Origin of the sequence: Streptomyces sp. 11x1 (assembly GCF_032598905.1) — a bacterium.
GTDB lineage: Bacteria > Actinomycetota > Actinomycetes > Streptomycetales > Streptomycetaceae > Streptomyces.
Genome location: NZ_CP122458.1, coordinates 8911112 through 8923854 on the forward strand (window position 1 = coordinate 8911112; position 12743 = coordinate 8923854).

11 protein-coding genes are annotated in these 12743 nt (G+C 69.3%); 9 read left to right on the forward strand and 2 right to left on the reverse strand.

The features are described 5' to 3' along the window. The 3 genes from secF to P8T65_RS39225 all read left to right on the forward strand — a co-directional run bounded on the left by secF (position 1) and on the right by P8T65_RS39225 (position 4482). Positions 1-1095: a protein translocase subunit SecF gene (gene secF, locus P8T65_RS39215; RefSeq protein WP_316730115.1), complete on the forward strand. Its 1095-nt coding sequence runs from the start codon at positions 1-3 to the stop codon at positions 1093-1095. Beyond that, positions 1092-1631 (forward strand): adenine phosphoribosyltransferase, encoded by a 540-nt coding sequence (locus tag P8T65_RS39220; protein ID WP_184896358.1) that lies wholly within the window; start codon positions 1092-1094, stop codon positions 1629-1631. The genes secF and P8T65_RS39220 overlap by 4 nt, the downstream gene beginning before the upstream one ends. 289 nt (positions 1632-1920) lie before the next feature. Continuing rightward, the gene (locus tag P8T65_RS39225) at positions 1921-4482 is read left to right on the forward strand and encodes a bifunctional (p)ppGpp synthetase/guanosine-3',5'-bis(diphosphate) 3'-pyrophosphohydrolase (RefSeq protein WP_316730117.1); all 2562 of its coding nucleotides are present in this window, start codon (positions 1921-1923) and stop codon (positions 4480-4482) included. 68 nt (positions 4483-4550) lie between these two features. Here P8T65_RS39225 and P8T65_RS39230 read toward each other — a convergent pair whose 3' ends face one another. Both P8T65_RS39230 and P8T65_RS39235 read right to left on the reverse strand, forming a co-directional pair. After that, on the reverse strand, positions 4551-5780 hold the full coding sequence (locus P8T65_RS39230) for a DUF349 domain-containing protein (RefSeq protein WP_316730119.1): 1230 nt from the start codon (positions 5778-5780) through the stop codon (positions 4551-4553). Between the two features lie 136 nt (positions 5781-5916). Further along, positions 5917-6762 carry a peptidylprolyl isomerase gene (locus tag P8T65_RS39235; RefSeq protein WP_316730120.1) on the reverse strand — a complete coding sequence of 282 codons (846 nt, stop codon included), beginning with the start codon at positions 6760-6762 and terminating at the stop codon, positions 5917-5919. 167 nt (positions 6763-6929) lie between these two features. Between P8T65_RS39235 and P8T65_RS39240 the strand changes: the two genes are divergently transcribed. From P8T65_RS39240 to P8T65_RS39265, 6 genes are all read left to right on the forward strand, one after another. After that, positions 6930-7649, forward strand: coding sequence for an MBL fold metallo-hydrolase (locus tag P8T65_RS39240; RefSeq protein WP_215450970.1), 720 nt, complete (start codon positions 6930-6932; stop codon positions 7647-7649). A gap of 13 nt (positions 7650-7662) precedes the next feature. Next, positions 7663-8925 (forward strand): histidine--tRNA ligase, encoded by a 1263-nt coding sequence (hisS, locus tag P8T65_RS39245; protein ID WP_316730122.1) that lies wholly within the window; start codon positions 7663-7665, stop codon positions 8923-8925. A gap of 146 nt (positions 8926-9071) precedes the next feature. Further along, a complete protein-coding gene (locus P8T65_RS39250) occupies positions 9072-9710 on the forward strand; it encodes a vitamin K epoxide reductase family protein (RefSeq protein WP_184896370.1) in 639 nt (212 codons plus the stop codon). 81 nt (positions 9711-9791) lie between these two features. Continuing rightward, complete coding sequence (locus P8T65_RS39255) at positions 9792-11147, forward strand: replication-associated recombination protein A (RefSeq protein WP_215450973.1); 1356 nt, start codon at positions 9792-9794, stop codon at positions 11145-11147. Positions 11148-11449: 302 nt separating this feature from the next. Continuing rightward, complete coding sequence (rpsD, locus tag P8T65_RS39260; RefSeq protein WP_033532580.1) at positions 11450-12064, forward strand: 30S ribosomal protein S4; 615 nt, start codon at positions 11450-11452, stop codon at positions 12062-12064. A 228-nt stretch (positions 12065-12292) separates the two neighbouring features. Then, entirely contained in the window at positions 12293-12739 is a 447-nt protein-coding gene (locus P8T65_RS39265) for a DUF948 domain-containing protein (RefSeq protein WP_316731867.1), read from the forward strand. Positions 12740-12743: the final 4 nt, after the last annotated feature.

The following is a 12743-nucleotide window of genomic DNA, read 5'->3' on the forward strand; positions in this document are numbered from 1 at the left end:
ATGTCGAAGCTCGGTGACCTCGGAGCCCGACTCCACCGTGGCGAGGTCGGTTATGACTTCGTCGGCAACCGCAAGCTCTGGTACGGCCTCTCCATCCTGATCACCATCACGGCCATCGTCGGGCTCGCGGTCCGTGGCCTGAACATGGGTATCGAGTTCCAGGGCGGCGCCGTCTTCACGACGCCGAAGACGAGCGTCTCGGTCGCCCAGGCGGAGGAATACGCCACAGAGGCCTCCGGCCACCAGGCGATCGTCCAGAAGCTCGGCAACGACACCCTGCGCATCCAGATCTCCGGTGTGGACACCAGCAAGTCCGACGAGATCAAGGAAACGCTCGCCGACGACCTCAAGATGGACGCGGAGAAGATCAACGCCGATCTGGTCGGTCCCAGCTGGGGTGACCAGATCGCCAACAAGGCATGGCAGGGTCTCGGGATCTTCATGGTCCTCGTGGTGATCTACCTGGCGATCGCGTTCGAGTGGCGCATGGCCATCGCCGCGTTCGTCGCCCTGGTCCACGACATCACGATCACGGTCGGCATCTACGCCCTCGTCGGCTTCGAGGTGACGCCGGGCACGGTGATCGGTCTGCTGACCATTCTCGGTTATTCGCTCTACGACACAGTCGTCGTCTTCGACAGCCTCAAGGAGCAGACGAAGGACATCACCAAGCAGAACCGCTGGACGTACGCCGAGATCGCCAACCGCTCGATCAACAGCACCCTGGTGCGGTCGATCAACACCACGGTGGTGGCGCTGCTCCCGGTCGCCGGCCTTCTCTTCATCGGTGGCGGTGTCCTCGGCGCGGGCATGCTCAACGACATCTCGCTGTCGCTGTTCGTCGGCCTCGCGGCCGGTGCGTACTCGTCGATCTTCATCGCCACGCCGCTCGTCGCCGACCTCAAGGAGCGCGAGCCGCAGCTGAAGGCCCTCAAGAAGCGCGTCCTCGCCAAGCGGGCCCAGGCCGAGCACGACGCGAAGACGGCGGCCGACGGTCCCTACGACGACGAGCCGGCGGACGCGACCCCCGCGGTGGTCGGCCCGCGTGCCCAGTCCGGGAGCCGCAGTCGGGGCCGGGGCGGGAAGCGGCGATGACCGACATCAAGGAGCTGCTGCTCAGCCGTATCCGTGACGTCGCGGACTACCCGGAGCCGGGCGTGATGTTCAAGGACATCACCCCGCTGCTGGCGGACCCGGCGGCGTTCACCGCGCTGACGGACGCGCTGGCCGAGCTGACCGTGCGGCACGGCGCCACGAAGATCGTCGGTCTGGAGGCCCGGGGCTTCATCCTGGGCGCCCCGGCCGCCGTCCGCGCCGGCGTCGGCTTCATCCCCGTACGCAAGGCGGGCAAGCTCCCCGGGGCCACGCTCGGCCAGGCCTACGACCTGGAGTACGGCTCCGCCGAGATCGAGGTGCACGCCGAGGACCTGACCGCGGGCGACCGCGTCATGGTCATAGACGACGTCCTCGCCACCGGCGGCACCGCCGAGGCCTCCCTCCAGCTGATCCGCCGCGCGGGCGCCCAGGTCGCCGGCGTCGCGGTCCTGATGGAGCTGTCGTTCCTCCCGGGCCGACAGCGCCTGGAGACGGCTCTGGCCGGGGCCCCGCTGGAGGCCCTGATCACCGTCTGAACCCAACGGACAGCCATGCGGCGGGCGCCCCGGGATCTCTTTCCCGGGGCGCCCGCCGCGTCGTGTGCCCCGCAGGACGCGCGCCCCGGGGCGCGAGCAACCACACTCCACCGGCACCGGACCCCTCACCGCACACCCCCACGTCGGCCCTCGGAATCCGCCGCGCGCCCCCGTGTTGCATGGGTAGACCGCCCTCAATGTGGCCTGAAGGCGATCCTGAGGCGGGGGATCGCTACCATGGGTGCTCCGGAGCCTGACCGGGGACCCGGATCGCGCACGAGGAGCCCTCTTGGCAGACGAGGCCCAGCACCTGACCGCCGCCAAGCCCGAGTCCGCCTCGGGCCCCGCGGCCAAGCCCGCGCAGCACGCGGCGAAGGCGAACCCCGAGAACACCGCCACGTCCGCGCAGGGCTCCGTCGAGCACGCCCAGTCCGCGCCCGCCGACAAGACCGACGGCCCGGCGCGCCCCAAGCCGGCCCCGCCCGAGCGCACCGCGCCCGCGCCCGCTCCGGCGCCCCCGGTCCGCCCCACCGGCACGGGCCAGCCCGCCCGCTCCGGTTCCTCCAACCGCGTACGCGCCCGTCTCGCCCGGCTCGGCGTGCAGCGCTCCAACCCGTACAACCCGGTCCTGGAGCCGTTGCTGCGGATCGTGCGCAGCAACGACCCGAAGATCGAGACGTCGACGCTCCGCCAGATCGAGAAGGCCTACCAGGTCGCCGAGCGCTGGCACCGGGGCCAGAAGCGCAAGAGCGGCGACCCCTACATCACGCACCCGCTCGCCGTCACCACCATCCTCGCCGAGCTGGGTATGGATCCGGCCACCTTGATGGCCGGTCTGCTGCACGACACGGTCGAGGACACCGAGTACGGCCTCGACCAGCTCCGTCGTGACTTCGGCGACTCCGTCGCCCTCCTCGTCGACGGCGTCACCAAGCTGGACAAGGTCAAGTTCGGTGAGGCCGCGCAGGCCGAGACCGTGCGCAAGATGGTCGTCGCCATGGCCAAGGACCCCCGCGTCCTGGTCATCAAGCTCGCCGACCGCCTGCACAACATGCGCACCATGCGCTACCTCAAGCGCGAGAAGCAGGAGAAGAAGGCGCGCGAGACCCTGGAGATCTACGCGCCGCTCGCCCACCGCCTGGGCATGAACACCATCAAGTGGGAACTGGAGGACCTCGCCTTCGCGATCCTCTACCCCAAGATGTACGACGAGATCGTCCGGCTCGTGGCCGAGCGCGCCCCCAAGCGCGACGAGTACCTCGCCATAGTGACCGACGAGGTGCAGCAGGACCTGCGTGCGGCCCGCATCAAGGCGACCGTCACCGGCCGCCCGAAGCACTACTACAGCGTCTACCAGAAGATGATCGTCCGCGGCCGGGACTTCGCGGAGATCTACGACCTGGTCGGCATCCGTGTCCTGGTGGACACCGTCCGCGACTGCTACGCGGCCCTGGGCACCGTCCACGCCCGCTGGAACCCGGTTCCGGGGCGGTTCAAGGACTACATCGCGATGCCCAAGTTCAACATGTACCAGTCGTTGCACACGACGGTCATCGGACCCAACGGCAAGCCCGTCGAACTCCAGATCCGTACGTTCGACATGCACCGCCGCGCCGAGTACGGCATCGCCGCGCACTGGAAGTACAAGCAGGAGGCCGTCGCCGGCGCCTCCAAGGTGCGCACGGACGCGCCCCGGACCACCGGCAAGGACGACCACCTCAACGACATGGCCTGGCTGCGGCAGCTGCTGGACTGGCAGAAGGAGACCGAGGACCCCGGAGAGTTCCTGGAGTCCCTGCGTTTCGACCTCTCCCGCAACGAGGTCTTCGTCTTCACCCCGAAGGGCGACGTCATCGCGCTGCCGGCCAGCGCGACCCCCGTCGACTTCGCGTACGCGGTCCATACCGAGGTCGGCCACCGCACCATAGGCGCCCGGGTCAACGGCCGCCTGGTCCCGCTCGAATCCACCCTCGACAACGGCGACCTGGTGGAGGTCTTCACCTCCAAGGCGGCCGGCGCGGGCCCCTCCCGCGACTGGCTCGGCTTCGTGAAGTCGCCGCGCGCCCGCAACAAGATCCGCGCCTGGTTCTCCAAGGAGCGGCGCGACGAGGCCATCGAGCAGGGCAAGGACGCCATCGTCCGCGCGATGCGCAAGCAGAACCTGCCGATCCAGCGCATCCTCACCGGCGACTCGCTCGTCACCCTGGCGCACGAGATGCGCTACCCGGACATCTCCGCCCTCTACGCGGCCATAGGCGAAGGCCATGTCTCCGCGCAGAGCGTGGTCCAGAAGCTCGTCCAGGCCCTCGGCGGCGAGGAGGCCGCCACCGAGGAGATCGACGAGGCCGTACCGCCCACCCGCGGCCGAAGCCGCAAGCGGCGCGGCAGCAACGACCCCGGTGTCGTGGTCAAGGGTGTCGACGACGTGTGGGTCAAACTCGCCCGCTGCTGTACGCCCGTCCCCGGCGACCCCATCATCGGGTTCGTCACCCGGGGCAGTGGCGTATCGGTTCACCGTAGCGACTGCGTCAACGTCGAGTCGCTCTCCCGTGAACCCGAGCGCATCCTCGACGTCGAGTGGGCCCCGACCCAGTCCTCGGTCTTCCTCGTCGCCATACAGGTCGAGGCGCTGGACCGCAGCCGTCTGCTCTCCGACGTCACGCGCGTCCTGTCCGACCAGCACGTCAACATCCTGTCGGCCGCCGTCCAGACCTCCCGCGACCGCGTCGCCACCTCCCGCTTCACCTTCGAGATGGGCGACCCGAAGCACCTGGGGCACGTCCTGAAGGCCGTACGCGGAGTGGAGGGCGTCTATGACGTGTACCGGGTGACATCGGCGCGACGGCCGTAGGCACGACACATGTGAGAGGGGCTCCCGAACGGTTCGTTCGGGAGCCCCTCTCACATGTGCCTTCGACGTCAGCCGCCGAACTCCTGCAGACCCTTCAGGGCCTGGTCCAGCAGCGCCTGGCGGCCGTCGAGCTCACGCTGGAGCTTGTCGGCCTTGGCGTTGTTGCCCTGGGCGCGGGCGGCCTCGATCTGCGTCTTCAGCTTGTCGACGGCGGCCTGCAGCTGGCCCGTGAGACCGGCCGCGCGGGCGCGGGCCTCCGGGTTGGTGCGGCGCCACTCCGCCTCCTCGGCCTCCTGGATCGCCCGCTCGACCGCGTGCATCCGCCCCTCGACCTTCGGACGGGCGTCACGCGGCACGTGGCCGATGGCCTCCCACCGCTCGTTGATCGAGCGGAAGGCGGCACGGGCGGCCTTCAGATCCGTCACCGGCAGGATCTTCTCCGCCTCTCCGGCCAGCTCCTCCTTGAGCTTGAGGTTCTCCGACTGCTCCGCGTCACGCTCGGCGAACACCGAGCTGCGGGCGGCGAAGAAGACGTCCTGGGCGCCGCGGAAGCGGTTCCACAGGTCGTCCTCGTGCTCGCGCTGGGCGCGGCCGGCGGCCTTCCAGTCGGCCATCAGCTCGCGGTAGCGCGCGGCCGTCGGACCCCAGTCCGTCGAGTTCGACAGCGCCTCGGCCTCCGCGACCAACTTCTCCTTGGTCTTGCGGGCGTCCTCGCGCTGCGCGTCGAGCTGCGCGAAGTGGGCCTTGCGACGCTTGGAGAACGCCGAGCGGGCGTGCGAGAAGCGGTGCCACAGCTCGTCGTCGGACTTGCGGTCCAGACGCGGCAGACCCTTCCAGGTGTCCACCAGCGCCCGCAGCCGATCACCGGCGGCCCGCCACTGATCGGACTGCGCCAGCTCCTCCGCCTCGGTGACCAACGCCTCCTTGGCGTGCCGGGCCTCGTCGGACTGCTTGGCCCGCTGCTGCTTGCGCTCCTCGCGGCGGGCCTCGACGGTCTCGACGAGCTTGTCCAGCCGCACCTTGAGCGCGTCCAGGTCACCGACCGCGTGGTGCGCGTCGACCTGCTCGCGAATGTGGTCGATCGCGGCCTGGGCGTCCTTCGCCGACAGGTCGGTGGTCTTGACGCGCTTCTCGAGGAGGCCGATCTCGACAACCAGGCCTTCGTACTTGCGCTCGAAATAGGCCAGCGCCTCCTCGGGGGAGCCTGCCTGCCAGGAACCGACGACCTGCTCGCCGTCGGCCGTACGCACGTACACGGTCCCCGTCTCGTCGACGCGGCCCCACGGGTCGCTGCTCACAGCGCCTCCTCCACATGATGCCTGCGAGGGGCCTGAAGCTCCCCCGGGCATCGTCCACAGTTTCGTCACGGCCAACATAGGCGACCGGCGGGTTGCCTGTCCGCATCCCGCGCGACCGAAATTTCACTGGTGGCGGTCAGGATTTCTTGACAGTCGCCTTGTTGATGACCACGGTCGCGTTGGGTGCCGTGTTGCCGGTCTGGGGGTCCGCGGGCTGGGCACCCGCGTCGGCGATCTTCTTCAGGACCTTCATGCCGTCCTTGGAGACGGTGCCGAACGGTGTGTAGTTGGCCGGCAGCGGACTGTCCTGGGTCACCAGGAAGAACTGGCTGCCGCCGCTGTTCTTGCCCTCGCCCGTCTGCGCGTTGAACTGGTTCGCCATCGCGACCGTGCCCGCCGGGTACACATCGCCCTTCAGACGCGAGTCCTTGAGGTTCTCGTCCGGGATCGTGTAGCCGGGACCGCCCATACCGGTGCCCTGCGGGTCACCGCACTGCAGGACGTAGATGCCCTCGGTGGTGAGACGGTGGCACTTGGTGTGGTCCAAGTACCCCTTGTTCACCAGGAAGTCGAAGGAGTTGACGGTGCGCGGGGCCTTCGCCGCGTCCATCGTTATGGGGATGGCACCACAGGTCGTCTGCAGATCCATCGTGTACTTCGCGGTCTTGTCGATCGTGAGCGCGGGTTCCTTCTTGAAGGTGAGTTCCTTCACCTTGCCCTCGGCCGGCTTCTCGCACGGGTCCGGCGCCTTGCTGGGTGACGGGCTCGCGCTCGCGTCCGCGCTCACGTTGTCCTTCTTGTCGTCGCCCTTGAGCACGTCGGTCGTGTAGAGCGCCACACTGCCCACCAGGATCACACCGAGCACCGAAGCGATCGCCGCGTTACGGACTCGTGCCCTGCGCCGCGCGGACGTCCGCCGCTGCTGCTGCCGCAAGAACTTCTCCCGGGCGAGCTGACGCCGCCGCTGATCCTGGCTGACCACGGGGTTCTCTCCTCATGCGTCTCGTACGTCGACGGGTGCGTCGCGCGTCCGTTGAGTGGACTGATTGCGTGTGACCCGTACCGTATATGGGTTCGCTGAGGAAACGGCAGCGCCGGTAGGCTCTGATCCACAGCAACCCACCCTCGTACGCCACAAGAAGGACGATCGTGCTCATTGCCGGGTTCCCCGCCGGGGCCTGGGGGACCAACTGTTATCTGGTCGCCCCCGCCGCCGGGGAGGAGTGCGTGATCATCGACCCGGGCCACCAGGCCACCCAGGGAGTCGAGGAGACGCTGAAGAAGCATCGGCTCAAGCCCGTCGCGGTCGTCCTCACCCACGGCCACCTCGACCATGTGGCCTCGGTCGTCCCGGTGTGCGGCGCGCACGACGTACCGGCGTGGATCCACCCCGAGGACCGGTACATGATGAGCGACCCGGAGAAGGCGCTCGGCCGGTCCATCGGCATGCCGCTCATGGGCGAGCTGACCGTGGGGGAGCCGGACGACGTCAAGGAGTTGACCGACGGCGCCAAGCTGGAGCTGGCCGGTCTGGAGCTGTCCGTCGCGCACGCGCCCGGCCATACCAAGGGGTCGGTGACCTTCCGGATGCCCGAGAACACGGAGATCCCCTCCGTGTTCTTCTCCGGGGATCTGCTGTTCGCCGGCTCCATCGGACGCACCGACCTGCCCGGCGGTGACATGGCCGAGATGCTCGACTCGCTGGCCCGCGTGTGCCTGCCGCTCGACGACTCGACCGTGGTGCTGTCCGGCCACGGCCCCCAGACGACCATCGGCCAGGAGCGCGCCACCAACCCGTATCTGCGGCAGGTGGCGGACGCCGGCGGCCAGGGAGCGGGTCCGACGACCCCTCCCCGACGAGGAATGTGACGAGAGGCCTTCCGTGAGCACCTTTCAGGCCCCCAAGGGCACGTACGACCTGCTGCCCCCGGACAGCGCCAAGTACCTGGCCGTCCGCGAGGCCATCGCCGCGCCGCTGCGCGACTCCGGCTACGGGTACATCGAGACGCCCGGCTTCGAGAGCGTCGAACTGTTCGCGCGCGGTGTGGGTGAGTCCACCGACATCGTGACCAAGGAGATGTACGCCTTCGAGACCAAGGGCGGTGACAGGCTCGCCCTGCGGCCCGAGGGCACCGCCTCCGTGCTGCGCGCCGCACTGGAGGCCAACCTCCACAAGGTCGGCAACCTCCCGGTCAAGCTCTGGTACTCCGGCTCGTACTACCGCTACGAGCGCCCCCAGAAGGGCCGCTACCGCCACTTCTCCCAGGTGGGCGCCGAGGCGATCGGCGCCGAGGACCCGGCCCTGGACGCCGAGTTGATCATCCTGGCGGACCAGGCGTACCGCTCGCTGGGCCTCAGGAACTTCCGCATCCTGCTCAACAGCCTGGGCGACAAGGAGTGCCGTCCCGTCTACCGGGCGGCGCTGCAGGAGTTCCTGCGCGGCCTCGATCTCGACGAGGACACGCTCCGCCGCGCGGAGATCAACCCGCTGCGGGTCCTCGACGACAAGCGCGAGTCGGTCCAGAAGCAGCTCGGGGACGCCCCCCTGCTGCGCGACTACCTCTGCGACGCCTGCAAGGCGTACCACGAGGAGGTGCGCGAGCTGATCACGGCGGCGGGCGTCGCCTTCGAGGACGACCTCAAGCTGGTGCGCGGCCTCGACTACTACACCCGGACCACCTTCGAGTTCGTCCACGACGGTCTGGGCTCGCAGTCCGCGGTGGGCGGCGGCGGCCGCTACGACGGCCTCTCCGAGATGATCGGCGGCCCCGCGCTGCCCTCGGTCGGCTGGGCGCTCGGCGTCGACCGGACCGTCCTCGCCCTGGAGGCGGAGGGCGTCGAGCTCGAACTCCCCGCCGCCACCAGCGTGTTCGCCGTCCCGCTCGGCGACGCGGCCCGCCGGCTGCTGTTCAGCAAGGTCACCGAATTGCGCAAGGTGGGCATCGCGGCCGACTTCGCCTACGGCGGCAAGGGCCTGAAGGGCGCGATGAAGAACGCCAACCGCAGCGGCGCGCGCTACACGGTCGTGGCCGGCGAACGCGACCTCGCCGAGGGCGTCGTCCAGCTCAAGGACATGGAGTCCGGGGAGCAGGTCTCCGTCGGCGTGAACGAGATCGTGGCCGAGCTGGAGGCCCGACTGGGCTGAGTTCGAACCGTTGTCGCCCTCGTCGCCCTTTACGGGGGCGGGGGCGACTTTTACGTCCAGCGAACGCTGCGCGCGCGAGGGTGTACGGCACAATGACCGTGCCCCAGCGGCCCCTTCGACGCTATGGAATCGACGGAATCGACGTGATGAGCAGGACGACAGTCAGGGACGTCTCGACCACCGACCGGGAACGCACCGAGGCCCCGCGCACGGTGGGTGGAAGCCGGGCCTTCGCGGTCCTGCTGCTGATCACCGGCGCGGCCGGGCTGCTCGCCTCCTGGGTCATCACGCTCGACAAGTTCAAGCTGCTGGAGGACCCGAACTTCACCCCCGGGTGCAGCCTCAACCCGGTCGTCTCCTGCGGCAACATCATGAAGAGCGACCAGGCGTCCGTCTTCGGGTTCCCCAACCCGATGCTCGGGCTCGTCGCCTACGGCATGGTCATCTGCGTCGGCGTGAGCCTGCTCGCCCGTGCCACCTACCCACGCTGGTACTGGCTGACCTTCAACGCGGGCACCGCCTTCGGCGTCGGCTTCGTGACCTGGCTGCAGTACCAGTCGCTGTACAACATCAACTCGCTCTGCCTGTGGTGCTGCCTCGCCTGGGTCGCCACCATCCTGATGTTCTGGTACGTCACGTCCTCCAACATCCGCAACGGGTTCCTGCCCGCCCCCGGCTGGCTGAAGGGCTTCTTCGCCGAGTTCACCTGGGTCCTGCCCGTGATGCACATCGGCATCATCGGCATGCTGATCCTGACCCGCTGGTGGGACTTCTGGACCAGCTGACGGCGGCTCCTCCCGGGGGCGGCCGCCGGGTCCGACGCCGGGCCGGCCGGACTGTCGGTGGCGTGACATAGGGTTTTCCGTGTGGAGCCCGATCTGTTCACCGCCGCCGCAGAAGAACGCCAGGAGAAGGACCCGGCCGCCAGCCCCCTGGCCGTACGGATGCGCCCGCGCACCCTGGACGAGGTCGTGGGCCAGCAGCACCTGCTGAAGCCCGGCTCGCCGCTGCGCAGACTGGTCGGCGAGTCCGGCGGCGGCCCCGCCGGCCCCTCCTCGGTGATCCTCTGGGGCCCGCCCGGCACCGGCAAGACGACCCTGGCGTACGTCGTCTCCAAGGCCACCAACAAGCGGTTCGTGGAGCTCTCCGCGATCACCGCCGGAGTCAAGGAGGTCCGCGCGGTGATCGAGGGCGCCCGTCGCGCCACCGGCGGCTTCGGCAAGGAGACCGTCCTCTTCCTCGACGAGATCCACCGCTTCAGCAAGGCCCAGCAGGATTCCCTCCTCCCGGCCGTCGAGAACCGCTGGGTCACCCTGATCGCGGCGACCACGGAGAACCCGTACTTCTCGGTGATCTCCCCGCTGCTGTCCCGCTCCCTGCTCCTCACCCTCGAACCGCTCACCGACGACGACCTGCGCGGCCTGCTCCAGCGCGCCCTCACCGACGAGCGCGGCCTGAAAGGCGCCGTCACCCTCCCCGAGGACACCGAGGCGCACCTCCTGCGGATCGCCGGCGGCGACGCCCGCCGTGCCCTGACCGCCCTGGAGGCCGCGGCCGGCGCGGCTCTCGACAAGGGGGAGGGGGAGATCGGTCTCCAGACGCTGGAGGAGACCGTCGACCGCGCCGCCGTGAAGTACGACCGCGACGGCGACCAGCACTACGACGTGGCCAGCGCCCTGATCAAGTCCATCCGCGGTTCCGACGTGGACGCCGCGCTGCACTACCTGGCGCGGATGATCGAGGCCGGTGAGGACCCCCGGTTCATCGCCCGACGCCTGATGATCTCCGCCAGCGAGGACATCGGCCTGGCCGATCCGAACGCGTTGCCCATAGCCGTCGCCGCCGCCCAGGCCGTCGCCATGATCGGCTTCCCCGAGGCGGCGCTCACCCTCAGCCACGCCACCATCGCCCTCGCCCTGGCCCCGAAGTCGAACGCGGCGACGACCGCCATCGGCGCGGCCATGGAGGACGTGAGGAAGGGCCTGGCCGGTCCCGTGCCCCCGCATCTGCGGGACGGGCACTACAAGGGCGCGGCCAAGCTCGGCCACGCCCAGGGGTATGTGTACCCGCACGACCTGCCCGAGGGCATCGCCGCCCAGCAGTACGCACCGGACGCCATCAAGGAGCGGGAGTACTACACCCCGACCCGGCACGGCGCCGAGGCCCGGTACGCCGACGCGGTGGAGTGGACCAGGAAGAACCTCGGTCGGAAGCAGTCCTGAACCCCTGTAGACTCCTCCACAGTGCTGCGTCCCGTGTCCGGCTCCGGTCGGCGCCTCAGGCGGGACATCCAGCCGGATCTTCGGATCCAGGAGCGTCGCGCACCGTCGTAGGTGTCGCGGGCAGCCCACCACCACTCGGATTCCCGGGACCGGTCGGTGGGCCGTTCGTGTGCTGCACGTATGTGCCCAGACCAGGGGAGCGGCTACCCGACATGTCCCTCGCGGACCTGACGGGATTCCCCGGCTGCGGATGCGACCTCCCGTAACCCTGAGGCAGCCGAATTGAAGGAAAAGGAAAAGAAGTGGCGAACCAGTCCCGCCCCAAGGTCAAGAAGTCGCGTGCCCTCGGCATCGCGCTGACCCCGAAGGCCGTCAAGTACTTCGAGGCCCGCCCCTACCCGCCGGGTGAGCACGGCCGTGGCCGCAAGCAGAACTCGGACTACAAGGTCCGTCTGCTCGAGAAGCAGCGTCTGCGCGCGCAGTACGACGTGTCCGAGCGCCAGCTCGTCCGCGCCTACGAGCGTGCCTCCAAGGTCCAGGGCAAGACCGGTGAGGCCCTGATCATCGAGCTCGAGCGCCGTCTCGACGCGCTGGTCCTGCGTTCGGGCATCGCCCGCACGATCTACCAGGCCCGCCAGATGGTCGTCCACGGCCACATCGAGGTCAACGGTCACAAGGTCGACAAGCCGTCCTTCCGCGTCAAGCCGGACGACGTCGTCATGGTCCGTGAGCGCAGCCGTCAGAAGCCGCTGTTCGAGGTCGCCCGCGAGGGTGGCTTCGCCGCCGACGGCGAGACCCCGCGCTACCTCCAGGTGAACCTGAAGGCCCTGGCCTTCCGCCTGGACCGCGACCCGAACCGCAAGGAGATCCCGGTCATCTGCGACGAGCAGCTCGTCGTCGAGTACTACGCCCGTTGATCCTCTTTCGACGGACGTAGTACATACGCACCGAGCGTCAGCCCGTCGTCCCCCCGCCCTCTTGGCGGGCGGGACGGCGGGCTCTCGCCTTGCTACGGCGAGATCGCGGCGAGCCGGCTGCGGTCTCCGCGCTGAGTACTAATGCGGTACTGAGCGATCGCCGCGGCGCGATAGGCTCGGGACACGACTTTCGACGTTCAGGCATGTTCCAGGGAGCGGGTGCAGACAGTGTCCGGTGGAGAGGTGGCCGGGATCCTGGTGGCCGTCTTCTGGGCGATCCTGGTCTCCTTCCTCGCCGTCGCGCTGGCGAGGCTGGCCCAGACGCTCAGAGCGACCACCAAGCTCGTCGCGGACGTGACCGACCAGGCCGTCCCCCTCCTCGCCGACGCGTCCACCGCGGTCCGCTCCGCGCAGACCCAGATCGAGCGGGTCGACGCCATCGCGTCCGACGTCCAGGAGGTCACGTCGAACGCCTCGGCGCTCTCCACGACCGTCGCGTCCACCTTCGGCGGCCCCCTCGTGAAGGTCGCCGCCTTCGGCTACGGCGTACGCCGGGCCATGGGCGGCCGCCGGGAGGGCGAGCCCGCCGAGGAGCGGCGTCGTACCGTGATCGTGGGACGCACCGTTCCGGGCACGCGCCGGAGCAGGCGTGACACCCGTGGAAAGAAGGACTGACCGA

Coding starts and splice junctions, on each gene's coding strand:
- secF (WP_316730115.1), top strand. CDS start 1: ATGTCGAAGCTCGGTGACCTCGGAGCCCGACTCCACCGTGGCGAGGTC.
- P8T65_RS39220 (WP_184896358.1), top strand. CDS start 1,092: ATGACCGACATCAAGGAGCTGCTGCTCAGCCGTATCCGTGACGTCGCG.
- P8T65_RS39250 (WP_184896370.1), top strand. CDS start 9,072: ATGAGCAGGACGACAGTCAGGGACGTCTCGACCACCGACCGGGAACGC.